15 protein-coding genes and 1 other annotated feature are annotated in these 18,594 nt (G+C 39.4%); of the genes, 14 read left to right on the top strand and 1 reads right to left on the bottom strand.

The genetic code is table 11. From position 1 onward, the window contains the following. The first annotated feature begins 36 nt into the window (after positions 1 to 36). Positions 37 to 345, top strand: a complete 309-nt coding sequence (locus ABH968_RS01410; protein WP_370041887.1) for a post-transcriptional regulator — start codon at positions 37 to 39, stop codon at positions 343 to 345. 351 nt (positions 346 to 696) lie between these two features. Beyond that, positions 697 to 2,964 (top strand): protein translocase subunit SecDF, encoded by a 2,268-nt coding sequence (gene secDF, locus ABH968_RS01415; RefSeq protein ID WP_370041889.1) that lies wholly within the window; start codon positions 697 to 699, stop codon positions 2,962 to 2,964. A 295-nt stretch (positions 2,965 to 3,259) separates the two neighbouring features. On the opposite strand, the gene ABH968_RS01420 is transcribed toward secDF, so the two are convergent. After that, a complete protein-coding gene (locus tag ABH968_RS01420) occupies positions 3,260 to 4,948 on the bottom strand; it encodes a methyl-accepting chemotaxis protein (protein WP_370041891.1) in 1,689 nt (562 codons plus the stop codon). Positions 4,949 to 5,267: 319 nt separating this feature from the next. Continuing rightward, positions 5,268 to 5,528: a binding site (T-box leader), on the top strand. A gap of 411 nt (positions 5,529 to 5,939) precedes the next feature. On the opposite strand from ABH968_RS01420, the gene ABH968_RS01425 reads away from it, so the two are divergent. The 12 genes from ABH968_RS01425 to ABH968_RS01480 all read left to right on the top strand — a co-directional run bounded on the left by ABH968_RS01425 (position 5,940) and on the right by ABH968_RS01480 (position 18,587). After that, positions 5,940 to 6,119 carry a hypothetical protein gene (locus ABH968_RS01425; protein ID WP_370041892.1) on the top strand — a complete coding sequence of 60 codons (180 nt, stop codon included), beginning with the start codon at positions 5,940 to 5,942 and terminating at the stop codon, positions 6,117 to 6,119. Between the two features lie 92 nt (positions 6,120 to 6,211). Further along, positions 6,212 to 7,585 (top strand): chorismate-binding protein, encoded by a 1,374-nt coding sequence (locus ABH968_RS01430; protein ID WP_370041894.1) that lies wholly within the window; start codon positions 6,212 to 6,214, stop codon positions 7,583 to 7,585. Beyond that, positions 7,585 to 8,616: an anthranilate phosphoribosyltransferase gene (gene trpD / locus ABH968_RS01435; RefSeq protein ID WP_370041895.1), complete on the top strand. Its 1,032-nt coding sequence runs from the start codon at positions 7,585 to 7,587 to the stop codon at positions 8,614 to 8,616. The genes ABH968_RS01430 and trpD overlap by 1 nt, the downstream gene beginning before the upstream one ends. After that, entirely contained in the window at positions 8,613 to 9,404 is a 792-nt protein-coding gene (gene trpC / locus ABH968_RS01440; RefSeq protein ID WP_370041896.1) for an indole-3-glycerol phosphate synthase TrpC, read from the top strand. The genes trpD and trpC overlap by 4 nt, the downstream gene beginning before the upstream one ends. Then, positions 9,401 to 10,015 (top strand): phosphoribosylanthranilate isomerase, encoded by a 615-nt coding sequence (locus tag ABH968_RS01445; RefSeq protein WP_370041898.1) that lies wholly within the window; start codon positions 9,401 to 9,403, stop codon positions 10,013 to 10,015. Before trpC ends, ABH968_RS01445 begins: the two co-directional genes overlap by 4 nt. Next, positions 10,015 to 11,223, top strand: coding sequence for a tryptophan synthase subunit beta (gene trpB, locus ABH968_RS01450; RefSeq protein WP_370041899.1), 1,209 nt, complete (start codon positions 10,015 to 10,017; stop codon positions 11,221 to 11,223). The genes ABH968_RS01445 and trpB overlap by 1 nt, the downstream gene beginning before the upstream one ends. Continuing rightward, complete coding sequence (gene trpA, locus ABH968_RS01455) at positions 11,223 to 12,014, top strand: tryptophan synthase subunit alpha (protein ID WP_370041901.1); 792 nt, start codon at positions 11,223 to 11,225, stop codon at positions 12,012 to 12,014. The genes trpB and trpA overlap by 1 nt, the downstream gene beginning before the upstream one ends. Before the next feature lie 386 nt (positions 12,015 to 12,400). Beyond that, positions 12,401 to 12,691 carry a single-stranded DNA-binding protein gene (locus ABH968_RS01460; RefSeq protein WP_370041903.1) on the top strand — a complete coding sequence of 97 codons (291 nt, stop codon included), beginning with the start codon at positions 12,401 to 12,403 and terminating at the stop codon, positions 12,689 to 12,691. A gap of 722 nt (positions 12,692 to 13,413) precedes the next feature. Next, positions 13,414 to 15,303: a group II intron reverse transcriptase/maturase gene (ltrA, locus tag ABH968_RS01465; protein WP_370041905.1), complete on the top strand. Its 1,890-nt coding sequence runs from the start codon at positions 13,414 to 13,416 to the stop codon at positions 15,301 to 15,303. Positions 15,304 to 15,424: 121 nt separating this feature from the next. After that, positions 15,425 to 17,515: a single-stranded-DNA-specific exonuclease RecJ gene (recJ, locus tag ABH968_RS01470; RefSeq protein ID WP_370041907.1), complete on the top strand. Its 2,091-nt coding sequence runs from the start codon at positions 15,425 to 15,427 to the stop codon at positions 17,513 to 17,515. Between the two features lie 33 nt (positions 17,516 to 17,548). Then, entirely contained in the window at positions 17,549 to 18,061 is a 513-nt protein-coding gene (locus ABH968_RS01475; RefSeq protein WP_053484790.1) for an adenine phosphoribosyltransferase, read from the top strand. 214 nt (positions 18,062 to 18,275) lie between these two features. Beyond that, complete coding sequence (locus tag ABH968_RS01480) at positions 18,276 to 18,587, top strand: PhzF family phenazine biosynthesis protein (protein WP_370041909.1); 312 nt, start codon at positions 18,276 to 18,278, stop codon at positions 18,585 to 18,587. Positions 18,588 to 18,594 lie beyond the last annotated feature (7 nt).

Consider the following 18,594-nt stretch of genomic DNA (forward strand, 5'->3'; position numbering starts at 1 on the left):
GTCTTACGATACAACTTTGATTGGAGATGATTCAAAATGAGTATGCAGTATGAGCAACTATTTGAAAAAATTCGTCCTGCAATTGATAGTAAGATAGAAGAGTTTAAACATTATCAATACGATGCGATTACAGCAGAAGAACTATGGCGCTATTGTGTAGAGAAAAAATGGCGCAGAAAAAATATTGATCAATTACGTTTACATGAAATTATCGCAACTATTTTTGCAGTATCACCATCCGATATCGTATCATTTAATCAAGTAGAATTTTTACAAAATAATGATTGGTTTACAGAATTGAATACGGAAGAGTTAAAAATGCTACTTGGTCCGGTTAAAACTTAAGAAGAAAATGTGTGAAATTTGTCAAATAATAAAAGAATACTAAAAGTGTTGAATTGACACCAAGCGCAACGTGTTTCATAATGAGTGTGTTGCGCTTTTTTTTATTTGTATAAGTATATTTATTCAAAAACCTCCTAATCATTCTTTTCTAAATTTGGAGGCATACACCTATTCAAATACAGGGATAAATTTGCGCGTTATGAACGATTGAAATAAGTAGAGCAACCTTTTTGAAGCACAGGCAACATTATTCTAAAGGAAAAGGAGGAATAAACGTTTCAAAAGGACTTGCTATTATACTTGTTTGTAGTGTAAGGACTTGCCTTACACCAATTCGAGGAGGATTTATAAATGAAACTAAAAAGTCGTATAGTTGCATTCGTACTACTAATGGTTATTTTCACAGCAACCATCGGTACGACTGTAGGCGGCGTCTTAAAGGACATTAAGCTAGGCCTTGACTTACAGGGCGGGTTTGAGGTTCTTTATGAGGTGGAAGAATTACACAAGGGAGAAGAAATTACACCGGGTGTTTTGTCGGCAACAGCAACAGCTCTTAGTGAACGTGTAAATGCTATCGGGGTAAGTGAACCGAGCATTCAGGTTGAAGACAAAAACCGTATTCGTGTGCAATTAGCGGGTGTCGAAGACCAAGAATCAGCACGTAAATTATTGTCTACTACTGCAAATTTAACATTCCGTGATGTCGATGACAATATATTGCTGGATGGTAATGACTTAAAGCCAGGTGGTGCTAAGGATTCCTTTGACCAGCAAAATCGTCCGATTGTTTCGCTAACATTAAAGGATGGGAAAAAATTTGCTGATATTACAAGTAAAATTGCCGCTAAACCAGCTGGTCAAAATTTACTCGTTGTTTGGTTAGACTTTGAAGAAGGTGTTGATTCATATAAAGCTGAATCACAAAAAGCGAAGCCTCGCTATGCATCTGCAGCGACAGTTAACCAAACATTAAATACAACAGATGTAATGATTAGCGGGAACTTTACAGTTGAAGAAACAAAGAATTTAGCAGGTATTTTAGATGCTGGAGCACTTCCTGTGAAGCTTAATGAAATTTATTCTACTTCAGTTGGTGCACAATTTGGTGACCAAGCACTGAAAAGTACAGTTTTCGCTGGCGTTGTGGGCGTAGTAATAATTTTCTTATTTATGCTATTCTACTATCGTTTACCTGGCTTTATTTCCATCATTACACTTGTTATTTTCACTTTCCTAGTACTAGTTGTATTCGACTGGATCAATGCAGTGTTAACACTGCCGGGTATTGCAGCTATCGTGCTCGGTATAGGGATGGCCGTTGATGCGAATATTTTAGCAGCGGAGCGTATTCGTGAAGAGCTACGAGTAGGTTATTCGGTTAAACAAGCATTCCAGATTGGCTCGAAGGAGTCTTTATCAGCAATTATCGATGCACAGCTAACTACATTATTAGCTGCTGCTGTATTATTCCAATGGGGGACAAGCTCTGTTAAAGGATTTGCAACAACATTAATTATTAGTATTTTACTAAGCTTCGTAACAGCTGTTTGGGGTTCTCGTGTACTATTAGGTTTACTTGTCAATAGTGGCTATTTCAACAATCCAGCATGGTTTGGTATTGCAAAATCTAAACAGCATAGCTTAGATGAAAATATCGGTACATTAGATTTATCAACGAAATTTGATCGTTTTGACTTTGTACACAACCGTAAAAAATTCTATACATTCTCATTAGCTATTCTAGTAGCTGGTTTAGTGGTTCTTGGTATATTCCGTCTAAACCTTGGTATTGATTTCTTAAGTGGTACTCGTGTGCAAATTGAGGCGGAGCAAACGTTGAATAAAGAAGAAGTATCTAAATATCTAGATAGTATTGGCTTCTCATCTGAAGATATCGTTTTGACAGGTGAAAAGAGTAACTCTGCGGTTATCCGTTACAAACATGACCTATCGCAAGCAGAAATTTTAAAATTCAAAAAAGAAGCTGGCAAAAAATATGGTCATGAACCTGGAATAAGTACAGTGTCACCAACTGTCGGTAAAGAGCTTGTAAAAAATGCAGTAAAAGCATTATCACTTGCGGCTATCGGTATCATTATCTATGTAGCGGTTCGTTTCGAATGGCGCATGGGTGTTGGGGCAATTGTCTCGTTACTACATGACGTATTCTTAATTCTTGCTGTGTTTAGTTTTATGCGCTTAGAAGTTGATATTACGTTTATTGCAGCTGTACTGACGATTGTCGGTTATTCTATTAATGATACGATTGTTACGTTTGACCGGATGCGTGAAAACTTAGATCGATATGATACGATTAAAGACCGTGAAGTGTTAGCGGATATCGTTAACAAATCACTACGTCAAACGATGGGTCGATCTGTTAACACAGTGTTAACGGTTATTATCGTTACAGTGTCACTTCTTCTTTTAGGTGCACCGTCGATTCAAAACTTCTCAATCGCGTTATTAATTGGTTTATTCACAGGTATGTATTCTTCAATTTGTATTGCTGCACAAATCTGGTATTCACTTAAGATTCGTGAAATGAAAAAATCAGATGGTCAAATACACAAAAAAGAGAAAAAACAATGGGGTACTGACGAGCCTACTGTTTAACATAAGTCTTTAAAACAGGGAAAGGAAACATTTCTTTCCCTGTTTTTTTATGAAAAAAAGAATCTGCTTGCTTTCTTGGGAAAGCAGCAGATTCTTTTTGTTGGTTTAATCAATTATGCCTCGGCATAATTGCGTCCGGAATCGGCTTTGTGCTTGCACAAAGAACTCCTTTCCGATTCCGTGACATCCGCCGGAGGCTTTAACTTCTTTCAGCTGTATGGACACCCGCTGAAAAGTAACTTAAGTCCGCATTTATCTCACTAACTATAGCGGTGGGAGACATTGCTGAAAGAAGTTAAAGTTTAAATTGCAGTAGTAATGATTGGAGTTGCTGCGCGTTGTCGCTTAATTCCTCAGCTACCTCATTCACCTGCTGCATTGTTGCAGCTTGCTCTTCTACTGCTTCAGCAATGATTTGTGAGTTGCTCGCTGAAATGCTCGCACCATTTGCAATTTCTGTTACAGAGGCAGCGACTTCTTCAGCACTTGCTGAAATTTGTTCCGAAGTGGCTGAGATATCTTCAATTTGGTCAGTAAATGCTTGCACAGACTCTGTAATGGAATCAAATGCATCACCGGCCTCATGAATTTTTGCTACACCATCCTGGACAGATGCTAATCCTTCATGCACAGCAGCTGCTACATTTCTTGTATCCGTTTGAATTTCATTTGTGATGGCAACAATTTGGCCAGCAGATTGATTAGATTCTTCAGCAAGCTTTCGTACTTCATCTGCTACAACCGCGAAGCCTTTGCCATGCTCACCAGCTCGTGCTGCTTCGATGGCAGCATTGAGTGCCAGTAAATTTGTTTGTTCAGTAATAGCCGTAATTACTTTTGTAATTTGCCCGATTTCTTCAGATTGCTTACTTAGCTTGCGTGTTAAATTGGCAATTCGTGTAGTTGATTCAGAAATTGTATCCATCTGCTCTTTGGCAGTTGAAATAGTTCTCCCCCCGGTATTGGCAAGCTGTGTCATACTTATAGCATTGTGATGCAAATTTTGAGTAGCCTCAGCAATTCGTTGTACACCAGCAGCTGTTTCGTCCATAGCTAGAGCACTTTGTTGAGAAGCACTAGCAGATGAAGATAAATGGTTTGACGTGTCTTGTACTCGATGTGAAATGTCGCTTGATGTTGTTTTCACTTCTACAGTGCTTGCGGAAAGTTCTTCAGAAGCAGCAGATAATTGTGTAGCATTGTCCTGAACATTTTTAAGCAGTACAGATAACTTCTGTTTTAATGCATTCACTGCTGTGGCAAGTGTACCAATTTCATCTTTTGAGTGATGTTCAAGCTGAGCAATCGTTAAGTCACCGTGTGCTAATGTATCGGCTGCGTCAATGACTTTACGAAGAGGTTGAGTGATGTAGCGTTTTACAAAATACATAAAATAGAAACCAACAATTGCACTTAAAACAAGTAAGACAATTGAAATAATAAGAGCTCGTGCAACTGTTTGGACAACAGTGTCTTTAACTTTTTGCAACTGTTTGTCATGATAATTTAATAAATCATTTGTCAGAGTATAAATTTCTTTGTTGCTTTTTGTAACTTCTCCATTTATGTATGATAAAGCTAAATCTGTATTTCCACTATTAAATGCTTGCACTGCTCTATCAGAACTTGTTAGTAAATCTTGCTGTAATTCGGTTACTTGCTTCATAATATTTTTTGTATAATCGGAACGAACAATGCCTGAAAGCTCTTGAATCGTCTCTGGTAGAATTTTTTTATAACGTTCTAAATTTGATTTTGTCGTCTCATCCTTACTATTTAGAATATAGGAACGCAAAAAGAGCCCTTGTGAAGCAAGCTCTTGCTGTATTTTCTCTGTTAATTGAATTTGCACGATTCTGTGATCAAGTACCTCTACTAAATCTCCTTCAACCGACTTAAACTGAAAAAATGAAATAATACTTGATATTAAGAGTAAACAAGTGAGTGAAATAAAACCTATATTTAGTTTTTTTCGAACGGACATATTCGTTCCTACCTTCTTTTATGTATTAGAGAATAAATGTTCAGGATTTACTATAACTTGATATTTTTACGAGGTCAATACATGATAAATACTCAAAAGTAGGTAGTTTGTTTTCCTTTTCCCGGTATATTTAGGGTCATTTTTCCCTTTGATATAATTTCAAAATTTCTTTCAACATTTTTCTTTTTCTCTGAATTGATTGACAATTCTTGTGGTTTGGAATAGAATAAGGCTAACTTTTTTGTTCGATACAAGGTAGTTGGTCTCGGGAGCGAGGTCAGCCTTAGAACAGATGAGCTGAGTTTAGATGAGAATAGCTGAGAAATTGTTGAATAAGAGTAGTAGCATAAGTGTGCAATTTAGAGAGTCAGTGGATGGTGCAAACTGATTTGTAGCTTATGTGAATGGACTTATGAGAGTCGCTAATTATTAATAGCGAACGGATTCCCCACGTTATAGGGGGGTGCTTCAACTTAGATAAAAGATACGTCAATTTAACTGGCGAACTAAGGCCAAGCACATAAGGGAGAGCAAATATGCTCTAATATGAGGTGGCAACGCGGTCATGATCGTCCTCTGCAATTAGGAAAAATCCTATTTGCAGAGGACTTTTTTTGTTGTTTTTATGTGCAGGGGGATGAATGCTTCGCTTTCGCACAGAAACCATTTGTTGCCCCGACGCCCCCAGGAAAGCACCCAGTTGGAACGGAAATCAACACCAGGCTTTGGTAAAATTCCAATGATTTCTAATAAATTTTTGTCCATCTTCGGAAATTAGGGGCGACATTATGTTAAAACGTACACCATGCATATAAGTTGATTGTAGTGGAGGCTGGGCGACTCCTCGGGGATTAGCGATAGAGAAACGAAGGCTAAGAGCATCACGTCCTGTGATAACGCCTTCGTGACCAACATCGGTGCTGCTGCCGCTTCGCTTTCGCGCAAAAAACATCTGTTGGCCCGAGACCCTGCAGCGAAGCGGATGTCTTCTGTGCGAAAGCGTAGTGCTAACGTAGCGGCAGCAACTGGGTTTTGTCTGTGCGAAAGCGAAGCGTCAGCAATAGGGTTTTATCTGTGCGAAAGCGCAGCGACAGCAACAACAACAAAAGCGGCTCATCGAACGCCCCCAGGAAAGCGCCCAGCCGGAACGGAAATCAACCCTACGCTTTGATGATGATCCTTTTTTCAACAAGAACCGATTCAGCAGCTAAACATTTGTAAGTTAGACGGTAGTGAATTTTTAGGAAAAGGAGCTTGGTAATTATGCAATCGACGAGTTCAAGAACAAAAATGAAAACTATTAATGCTGATTCTTTAACACCGATTTTAATTTTTAGACGCCTGCAAGGGAACCGTAAATTTTTGCTTGAAAGTTCAGCACAGCATGAGGGAGCAGGACGTTTTTCTTTTATCGGTGCAAATCCGAGAAAAACGTATAAAGGCTTTGGAGATGAAATTCAGGAATACTCATATAAGACTGGAAACACATATACACATAAGGGCGATCTGTTTGTTTTACTGAAAAGACTAATGCCACGTATCTCCAATACGACACAATTCCCGTTTTCGGGCGGAGCTGTTGGCTATGTTGGTCATGATGCAACAACGATACTATCGACTGCTCAGGATAAAGTACAGCTACCAGATGTGCATTTCCACGTGTATGAGACTGTCATTGTGTTTGATCATGTAACAGATGAAGTTACTTTGATTCATACAAATATTGATGCAGAAAAAAAAGAACCAAATTTAGAAGAGTTAGCAGAGCAGCTTTTAAAAGGTAGAGAGGATGAGGATACAACTTGTAGCTATGAACCTTTTGAATCGATTACGAATGAACAATTTGCAACATCCCTTACTTCTAGCAAAGCTACTTTAGATGAAGATATGACAAGAGTCGTCCTATCAAAGCGTTTTTTAGCAAATTTACAAGGAGATGCTTTCGCTTTATATCGTCAATTACGTAAAAAACATCCTGCTCCGTATATGTATTATGTAGAGTTTGAGGATCATGTTGTTTTAGGAACATCTCCTGAAAGCCTAATTCGAGTACAAGGTGAGCGTGTGATTGCGACACCAACAGAGGGGACATATCCTAGAGGTTCCACAAAAGGTCAAGACTTAGAACATGAACGAAAGCTCTATGAAAACACAAATATTAGAAAGTCACATGCTGTACTTGTTTCTGCCGTGCGACAAGAGTTACAGTCTGTGTGCTTCCGAGATTCCATTCAAGTCATTGAGGCGATGAGAATTGAGCGTTCAAAGCATGCATTACACATGACATCGAGAGTTGAAGGGCAAATATTACCGATGCTTCATGCACTTGATGTATTAGCTGCAACGTTACCACCCTTTGCATCAATAGGTATTCCAAAGGATCAGGCAAAAGACTATTTAGAAAAATCTAGTCAAACTTCAGGGATTTTTGGAGGAGCTCTTGGATTTATTGGTTTTAACGGTCATCTTGATTTTGCTTTAACAGGAAAATCCATTGTTATAGAAAATGAAACGATGCATATGCAATCAACTGTAACGGTGACCAAATACACAAACGTCAAAGAAGTATTAAAACAGGTAGAAAAAGACGAACAGGAATTTTTACAGCTACTTGAAAAAGAAGGAGGTCAACACTAATGGAAGGTATTCGTCAAAAAGTTCAACAACGAGAGCATTTAATGTATGAGGAAATGCTACTGGCAGCAAAATGGATGTTCCAAGATGACACACCGAAGGAAGAAATCGCAAGCTTTTTAACGGCACTATCTGTCAAAGGTGAAACAGCACATGAAGTAGCGGCATTAGCCACAATTATGCGTTCCTTTGCATTAGACGTACCAGCCAAAGCAGGTGTCTATATGGATAATTGCGGTACTGGAGGGGATGGTCTTAATACATTTAATATAAGTACAACTTGCGCTTTTGTATTAGCAGGGGCAGGGGTCAAAATGGCGAAGCACGGCAATCGTAAAATTTCTTCGGCATCAGGAAGCTCGGATGTTTTAGAAGCACTCGGTATTCATACGAATATTTCCATTGAACAAACTGTTGATCTGTTAGAGAAAGAAGGAATAGCCTTTTTATATGCTCCAAATGTCCATCCGAAATTAAAGCGGATTGGCGAGGTACGTCGGGCACTAGGCAAGCCAACTATTTTTAATCTTGTCGGTCCACTTACGAATCCAGTGCCTTTATCGATGCAATTTACAGGTATTAACCGTCCTAATTTTGTCATGGAGTATGCTTCCGTATTACAAATGCTCGGGCGTGAACGAGCAATGGTCGTTTCTGGGCCACTAGGTTTGGATGAGGCGTCATTAGCTGGTCAAAATACTTTTGTCCTAGTAGATAAGGGGGACTTAATTCCATTTTCATTAACTGCAGAGGATGCGGGTCTTCGCTATGCCCCATTAGAGGCCATTCGTGGAGGTAATGCAGATGAAAACGCTGCGATTATGCGTAAATTATTAGCTGGTGAACAAAATGCTTACTTTGACACAGTTTTATTGAATGCTGGTATTGGGTTGTTCAGCTATGGAATTGCTGAAACCGTTAAAGAAGGTGTAGAAATGGCGAAGGATAGTATTTTTAGCGGGCGTGCCCTTCAAAAATTAGAGGCAGTCGTTGCTTATAGTGAGCATATTAAAGAAGTGGAGGTCCGACAATGAATATCTTAAATAAAATTCTCGAACAAAAAAAGCTAGAAGTTAGTGCTTTACTTGAACAGCCCGACCCGTTAGCTAATTTTACAGAAAAGCTGCGTCCATCATTATTTGAGCAATTGAGAAAAGCTGAAACATTACAGGTTATTTCTGAAATGAAGCGTGCTTCCCCCTCGAAGGGGCTAATCGCAGAAGGGGCAGATCCAGTTGCGCAGGCAAAAACTTATGCAGAAGCTGGAGCAGCGGCCATTTCTGTTTTAACAGATAAAGAGTTTTTTAAAGGCTCTTTTGATGATTTAGCCGCAGTTGCAAATGCTGTACAAACGCCACTTCTTTGTAAAGATTTTATGATCGATCGTGTGCAAATCCGATTTGCAAAGGCATCAGGTGCATCTATCATTTTGCTAATTGTAGCCGCGTTAACAGATGAGGCATTACGTGACTTGTATAGCTATGCAACAAGCTTAAATTTAGAAGTATTAGTTGAGGTGCATGATCTTGAGGAGCTTGAACGTGCTATTGCAGTTGGTGCCAAACTAATTGGCGTCAATAACCGCGATTTACGTACCTTTGAAGTGAGCTTAGAACGTACACGTGAAATTGCTGAAGCTTTTCCGTTCGAAGAAGAGAAAGTATTAATAAGTGAAAGTGGGATTTGGACGCAAGAAGACGCTAAAGCGGTGGCGGTCATGGGAGCTAGTGGCGTTCTTGTAGGTGAGTCATTAATGCGCAGTGGTGATGCAGGTACTGCTCTAAAAAGTTTACAGGTCAATAAGGTGGGGGCATCTGTATGACGAAGGTGAAAATTTGTGGACTAAAGGAACAACAGCATGTGCAGGCAGCAGTAGAGGCAGGAGCGGATGCCATTGGTTTTGTCTTTGCACCAAGTAAACGACGAGTGACGGTTGAACAGGCACAGCAACTAGCCAAACATGTGCCAGAGGGCGTTTTGAAAATCGGTGTTTTTGTCAATCCAGGCGCGGAGGAATTACGCACAGCGATAGAAAGCGTGCCATTAGATTATGTGCAGTACCATGGAGACGAAACTCCAGAATTTATTCGTCAGCAAGGCTATCCAGCAATTAAAGCTTTGTCCGTAAGAGGTGCTGAAGATGTTCAGGCTGCTGCTAACTATGATGTAGACTATTACTTATTTGATGCACCAGGGACAGATTTTAAAGGAGGAAGTGGTCACACGTTTGATTGGACCCTTCTAGAGATGGTAGGAATTCCGCGAGAAAAGTTAATTTTAGCAGGTGGTTTACAAGCTGAAAATATTGAAGAAGCGGTGTCGCTTGTATCGCCATTTATGGTAGATGTATCGAGTGGTGTGGAGACAGACGGTGTAAAAGACATAGCAAAAATAACCGCATTTATACAGGCAGTAAAGAAGGGGAGAGCATAATGGCGAATTCAATTGCAAATAGTGTACCTACGAAGGAAGGGCGTTACGGAAAATTTGGTGGACAATTTGTTCCGGAAACATTAATGACAGCTTTGTTGGAATTAGAAACGGCCTATGATGAGGCAATGAATGATCAAACATTTACTGAGGAACTGGCCTATTATTTACAACAATATGTCGGTCGTGAGACGCCGTTGTATTACGCAGAAAATTTAACAAAGGTGCTAGGAGGCGCGAAGGTTTATTTAAAGCGTGAAGATTTAAATCACACTGGAGCCCATAAGATTAATAATGCGATTGGTCAAGCACTTCTTGCAAAACGAATGGGTAAAAAGAATATTGTGGCAGAAACAGGTGCAGGGCAACATGGAGTGGCCACGGCAACTGCATGCGCATTATTGAACCTTGAATGTGTAGTCTTTATGGGGGCAGAGGATATAAAACGTCAACAGTTAAATGTGTTTCGCATGGAGTTACTCGGTACAAAAGTGGAGTCTGTAGAAACAGGTTCAAAAACATTAAAGGATGCTGTTAATGCAGCACTGCGCTACTGGGTGACAAATGTTGAGGATACTCATTATATTTTAGGCTCAGCTTTAGGACCACATCCATTCCCGAAAATCGTAAGGGATTTTCAGCGTGTAATTGGTGTTGAAACTAGAGAGCAGATTTTAGCTAAGGAAGGCCGTTTACCAGATGCAGTAGTTGCCTGTATAGGTGGTGGTAGTAATGCAATCGGTATGTTCCATCCTTTTGTCGATGATGAAACTGTAGCGCTATACGGAGTAGAGGCAGCGGGTAGTGGCATTGAGACAGGAAAGCATGCAGCAGCAATTGCCGGTGGACAGCTAGGAGTTTTACACGGTGCATACATGTATTTATTACAAGATGAAAATGGCTTCGTGCAAGAAGCACATTCTATTTCAGCTGGTCTAGATTATCCAGGGAAGGGGCCAGAGCATTGTTATTTACATGATATAGGGCGTGTTAAATTTGATTCGATTACAGATAATGAAGCACTTGAGGGCTTACAGTTACTAAGTAGAACAGAAGGTATACTACCAGCACTAGAAAGCTCTCATGCCATTGCCTATACAGCAAAACTCGCGAAGACAATGTCTACAGATGACATCATTGTTGTGTGTTTATCCGGCCGAGGAGATAAAGATGTTCATACTGTTCGTAAAGTATTAGGAGGAGATATGTAATGACAACACTTCAGCAGGCAATTGAACAAACGAAAATCGCTGGTAATAAAGCATTTATACCATATATTATGGCGGGCGATGGGGGTCTAGAAACTTTGAAGCCAACGATCCTAAAGCTACAGCAAATGGGGGTAACAGCAATTGAAGTGGGTATACCGTTCACGGATCCTGTAGCGGATGGGCCGACGATCGAGCAAGCAGGTGAACGGGCTTTAGCAGAAGGTGTGACATTACGTAAAGTGCTAGAAGCATTAGCATCATTTAAAGAAGACATTCAAGTTCCGTTAGTTGTTATGACTTATTTTAATCCTGTTTTAGCTTATGGGTTAGAGGCTTTTGCTAACGATTGTGTGGCAGGGGGCGTTAAAGGGTTAATCGTTCCTGATGTACCACTTGAAGAAAGTGCCGTTTTACGTGACACATTAAATCCTCATGGTATCGACATCGTCCAGCTTGTCTCGTTAACTAGTCCACCAGAGCGAATTGCACGTATCGCGGCGGCCAGTCAAGGTTTTGTCTATGCTGTGACAGTCAATGGAATCACAGGGGCTCGCGCAAGCTTTGCTAATGATTTAAATGATCATTTTGCTCACTTACGTGAAGCAAGCCAAATACCAGTACTAGCTGGCTTTGGAATTTCAACTCCCGAGCAAGTGGTAAGCATGGGGGCACTTAGTGATGGTGTAATCGTTGGTAGTGCAATCGTGACAGCATTGCATGAAGGTAATTTGGAGAAGATTGAGGCATTAGTTTCTGCTTCAAAAGGTGTGCTTCAGAAGTCTACTCTTTAACGGAGTAGGCTTTTTTCTTTTGACACTGGTATCCAAGGCTTTGACGGTTCTATCCACGACTTCGGCTCTTCTATCCATGACTCTGACGGTTCTATCCACGACTTCGGCTGTTCTATCCATGACTCTGACGGTTCTATCCACGACTTCGGCTGTTCTATCCATGACTCTGACGGTTCTATCCACGACTTCGGCTGTTCTATTCACGACTCTGAAGGTTCTATCCACGGCTTCGGCTCTTCTATCCGTCGCTCTGACTTCTATTCTTCGGGTAGTTTAGTAAAACCGACGGATTGAATTGACGATCTGATGGATAAAACTATCATTCTGACAAATAGTGCGGATAGGCTAGATTTTCGGTATAATAGCTTTCGTGAGGAAGTGAAAAGATGATTCTATCGAAAAAGAGATGGCAGGTAGAGCGCCCAGACGCTACGCTTGTCCAAACATTACAAAATGACCTACAACTTTCTGCGATTGCAGCAAAAATTTTAGCAGCACGAGGTTGCGGAACAACTGCTGATGCAGAGAGCTTATTAAATATGACAGAAGCAAGTATTCATGACCCGTTTTTAATGCATGGTATGGCAGAAGCTGTAGCGCGTATTGAACAAGCGCTTGAAAACGGAGAGAAAGTCCTAGTATATGGCGATTATGACGCGGGTGCGACACGTTTCTAAGTGAAAAGCTTAGACACTAGGGAGTCGCATAATTTCCCTAGGAGAACTGATTTCTTGATAGGTGGAATGAGAGGGTAACGCCTTGAAACGCCTACTCTGATACTCCGACATGCTTTTGCTAAGGTTAAGTAGCAAAGTATGAAGCTCGGTGAAGTCGGCAGAGAGATACCGTAAGTTTACGATGTGAAAAACTAAAAATATTCACAGTAAGCCACGAAAGCTGTCTAGAGGTAGATGGTGTATCCTATATGCCGGGAGTCCATAAAGTATCTATGGTTAGAATGTGCTATATTAGCACTGACGAATCTCTGAATGTACAGGTCTAGACGTAGACATTGTAGAAATGCAATGGGTGGCAGTGCCATCGTATGTGTGGGTGAGTAAAAATCTGGCGTTATGAAAACCCATAGCTTGTTACAGGCAAGCTCAAGCATACAGGACTATAGGAGAAACCTAAGGATATATGGAAGGATAGAGAAATTGGAACGTGGAAAGCGGAAGATGTGGAGGTATTAGCCTACCTATGAAACAGTTCGATATAAAGGGTATAACCTATTAAAATCGATTAACTTTCCGTGAGAGTGGAGTCATAGTACCTTTGAAACCATGATAATAAATGGTGGAGGGATAGGCTCTAGTCGGAACTTTCAAAGACTTATAAATGCATAACAAATCACAGATTCGAGTATGACTAATAGAATCACCACTTGAGAAAGGGGTTGATGTCTGTGGCAAATTCACGAATCGCAAAACATGTTAAAAAGTCCAAATTAAGAAATGCGGAATATTACAGTATGCAAGCAACATTTGATATGCTGTATGACCAAAGTTCAAAAGGTTGTAGTTTTAAAAACTTAATGGGCATTATTAGTTCGCCTGAAAACATTAAATTAGCGTATCGTAATATTAAGAAAAATACTGGCAGTAAAACAGCGGGTGTAGATGGACGAACAATCGAACATGTATCGAAGCTTCCGGAGGAGCAATTTATCTTCTATGTCAGAAATAAATTAAGAGATTATAAACCTAAAGCAGTAAGACGAGTTGATATACCAAAACCTAATGGAAAAACAAGACCACTAGGAATTCCAGCAATATGGGACAGGATAGTCCAGCAATGTATTTTACAAGTTCTTGAACCAATAGTAGAGGCGAAATTCTCAGGTAGGAGTCACGGATTTAGACCAAACCGTTCCGTAGAAAATGCAATTGCTCAAAGTTATCGACTCATACAAAAATCAAAAATGTCTTATGTAATTGACATTGACATTAAAGGCTTTTTCGATAACGTTTCACATGCAAAGTTATTAAAACAAATGTGGACAATGGGAATCAAGGACAAAAATTTACTCACGATTATTTCAAAAATGCTAAAAGCCAAAATCAAAATGCCAAATGGACAAATCATTGAAAATGAAAAAGGTACACCACAAGGAGGAATTCTCTCTCCCTTACTTTCTAACATTGTTCTCAATGAATTGGATAGATGGATTGAAAGCCAATGGGAAACTATTCCGATTTGTGAGGATAAAATAACTATCCGAAAAGATAGAGGGAATTCAATAGATAAAGGAAATCAGTATTACCATCTAAAGAAAACCCGATTAAAGGAATGTTACATTGTCCGATATGCAGATGATTTTAAAATATTCTGTAGTAATCCAAATCATGCGAAAAGGTTATTTATTGCAGTCCAAAAATGGCTGAAAGATAGACTTGGCTTAGAAATTAGCGAAGAAAAATCAAAAATTGTGAATCTTAAAAAGGACTATTCGGAATTTCTGGGAATCAAAATGAAGTTAGTTCCAAAAGGTAACAGATGGATCGTTAAAAGTCATATGTGCGACAAAGCTGTAAATCGCACTAAAGATAACCTTAAAGAAATTATTAATGGTATCCGTTATGATAGCGGTTCAAACGACCAAGCAAGAAAAATTGCGTTTTACAACTCAACTGTAATAGGACTTCATCAATATTTCCGTATTGCCACCATGATAGCCGAGGATATGGGTAACATTGCATATGAAGTAAATGCATGTTTAAAAGACCATCGAATGAAACGGCGAATCAAGAAAACAGGTGTTATTACATCGGATTTCATTAAAAAGGAATATGGAAAAAGCAAACAGATTCGATTTATCTCTAAAGCACCGTTTCTACCAATTGGGTACATTAAACACAAAAGCCCGATGATGAAACGGAATGTGGTAAATGCCTATACGAAACAAGGTAGAGAAGAAATTCATAAAAATCTCTCTACGATTGATATAGGCTCTCTTCGTTTCTTAATGGAACATCCGATTCCGCAAAGAAGTGTAGAATACAATGATAATCGTATTGCATTATATTGTGCACAAAGAGGGAAATGCCATGTTACTGGTAATGAATTAAATCCGATGATGGTACACTGTCATCATAAAGTACCACGATTGCAAGGTGGTACTGACGAATATAAGAACCTCTGCTTAGTTGATAAAGATATCCACATTCTGATACATGCAAATGATGAAGAAGTAATTTCGAAGCACAAAATTTTAATAACGAATACAAAGATGTTAAATAAGTTAAATACGCTAAGAAAGAAACTAGAGCTAGAAACAATAACAATCTAATTTGGACAATTAGAGCATAATCAAGAAATACGTGAATTATGTTGAGTTATGTAGATTACAAAAGTTTTGAATGTTTTCGATGGAACGCCGTGTGAGGTGAAAGTCTCACGCACGGTGTGAAGTGGGGGAAAAGCTGGAGATAATTTCAAAGGTTTACCTATCACTATATGGTGTCACTAGCACGACGGTCATGCTCAATGTGTTACTTGATCTCGGTGCCGATGTGTCGTTTAAAATACCGAATCGTTTTATTCACGGCTATGGACCGCATGAAGCACTATTTCGTGAAGCACATGACGAGGGTGTTCAGCTAATTATTACAGTTGATAATGGTATTTCAGGCATTGAACCGATTCGTATCGCGAAGGAACTGGGGATGGATGTTATCGTCACAGATCATCATGAACCAGGTGATGAATTACCACCGGCAGATATTATTTTACATCCTCGTATACCAGAAGGGCATTATCCATTTGGTGAGCTAGCAGGTGTGGGTGTAGCGTTTAAGTTAGCTCATGCTCTATACGGGGAACTGCCAACGCATTTAATTGAATATGTTGCTGTCGGAACAGTAGCAGATTTAGTTCCGTTAGTTGATGAAAACCGCTACCTAGTAAAACGAGGAATAGAAGAAATGCGTATTTCACTCAGCCCTTGGGTACAAGCGATGTGTGAAGTAGCAAGTGCAGAGCAAGCCAAAATCAGTGAAGAAACAATCGGTTTTTACTTTGGACCGCGCTTAAATGCAGTTGGTCGACTTGGAGAAGCGGCACCAGGTGTAGAGCTATTAATGGCTGAGGATAATGCTAAGGCAACAGCATTGGCGAAACAGCTTAATACATGTAATAGTGAGCGCAAAGATATTGTAAAGAGTATTACAGATGAGGCCATTGCTCTCATTGAATCAGATAAAAAAATCGGGGATTCACTCGTTTTAGTTATTGCTGGAGAAGGCTGGAATGCTGGAGTCGTAGGGATTGTCGCATCTCGTCTTGTCGAGCTTTATTATCGTCCAACAATTGTACTTTCATTAGACTATGAAAAAGGAACAGCTAAAGGCTCAGCTCGTAGTATTGAAGGCTTCCATTTGTATAATGAACTAGCGAAGAATCGAGATATATTACCTCATTTTGGTGGGCATCCTATGGCAGCGGGGATGACATTATCCATTGAGCATGTGGATGAATTAAGATCACGCTTAGATACTCAAGCAAAAGCTTGTTTATCAGAAGAACAATTAACACCAGTACTCAATATTGATATCCCATTAAAAATGGATGAAATTTCAGCAGATGCGATTGAAGAAATTTCAACGCTTGGTCCATATGGTACGGATTTTCCAAAGCCTGTTTATGTGCTCGAAGATGTAGAAATATCCTCCATGCGGAAAATTGGGGCAGCAGAAAATCATATAAAAATGGAATTGACGGATGGCTATGAAAAATTGGATAGTGTCGGTTTCAATAAAGGACATTTACACGACGAGCTAACATATGGAATAAAAGTATCGTTTACTGGGGATTTACAAATTAACGAGTGGCAGGGACGTAAAAAAGCACAATTTATGATAGAAGATGTCCAAACTACTGAATGGCAATTATTTGATATTCGTGGTATACGGCAAACATCACGCTGGTTAAATACGGTCCCAAAAGAGGAGGCAACATTCATCGCCTTCCGTTCAGAGACGGTGACCTATTACCAATCACTAATTGGTGTACCGATCCTAGCAGTGGATCCTACGCTTTCAAATGTAAAACAAAGCAATTATATCGTGCTATTAGATTTGCCACAAAATGTTCAAATGTTAGAAAATGTATTACAAAAAACAGCATCTTCCCGTATTTATGCACACTTTTACATGCCTGATTCACAGTATTTCAATGGATTGCCTACGCGTGAGCAATTTTCCTGGTATTATAAGTTTTTAAAAAATCGCCCTGCTTTTCCACTGAATATGCATTTGGCTGAATTAGCAAAGCATACAGGTTGGCCATTAGATGCATTAAAATTTATGACACAGGTGTTTTTTGAGCTTGGTTTTGTTAAAATGGAGAGTGGACTGACGACTGTCAACGTGATTGCACCAAAACAGGCACTTACAGAGGCACCGTCTTACAAACAGCGTTCAGAACAGATTGAAATGGAGCAAAAGCTTGTATATGCCCCTTATATAGAATTAAAACAATGGTTTGATGAACGATTACATTAATATACGAAAAAGTTTCGTAGGAGGAACAATAACATGGATTTAAAGCAATACGTAACAACGGTTGAAAACTGGCCGAAAGAGGGCATCAGCTTCAAAGATATTACAACAATTATGGATAACGGTCCTGCATACAAATATGCAACGGATCAAATCGTAAGTTACGCAAAAGAATTAGGTGCTGAAATTATAGTAGGTCCTGAGGCTCGAGGCTTCATTATCGGATGTCCAGTTGCATATGCGCTTGAAATTGGTTTTGCGCCTGTTCGTAAACCAGGAAAATTACCACGTGAAGTGATAAGTGCTGATTACGGGCTTGAGTACGGTAAAGATACGCTTACAATGCACAAAGATGCAATTAAACCAGGTCAAAAAGTATTAATCTGTGATGATTTACTTGCGACAGGTGGTACAGTTGAAGCGACTGTACGTTTAATTGAACAATTAGGTGGTCAAGTTGTTGGCTGTGCATTCCTTATCGAGTTAACAGAGCTAAACGGTCGTGCAAAACTTGGCGACATAAACATAAAAACACTTATTCAATATTAATAAATGATTGGTACTTGCTAAATGAATTGGTTGATTGTAGTGGAGACTGGATGCCCAGGAAATCTCTCGTCCAGAACGGAAATCAACCACTCATTTTGCAGAAGAGTCGATGGAAAGCGTCACATTTTTGTGGCGTTTTTTCATTTATAAAGAGACTAATCGATATAGTAAGTATTACAAACATTTTAAATTTAGAAGTTAGGGAGAGTGGGCTTTGTCCTATTATGTAATTGATGCTTTTACTGAAACAAAATTTGGCGGTAATCCAGCAGGTGTAGTGATTCATGAAAATTTAGATGAAGAGTTTATGCAGAAATTTGCTACAGAAGTTCGTTTTTCAGAAACAGCATTTATTAAAAAAATAGACAATAAAAATTTTGACATAAAATTTTTTACTCCGACTGCACAGGTTGAACTTTGTGGACATGCTACTATTGCATCGTTCCAGGCATTATTAGACAGTTGTGCTATTGAAGATAATAATACATATTTTATGAAAAACACTCGCCGGCACACTTGCTGTTGAAGTGAAT

Source organism: Lysinibacillus sp. RC79 (assembly GCF_041262405.1).
Lineage (GTDB): Bacteria > Bacillota > Bacilli > Bacillales_A > Planococcaceae > Lysinibacillus.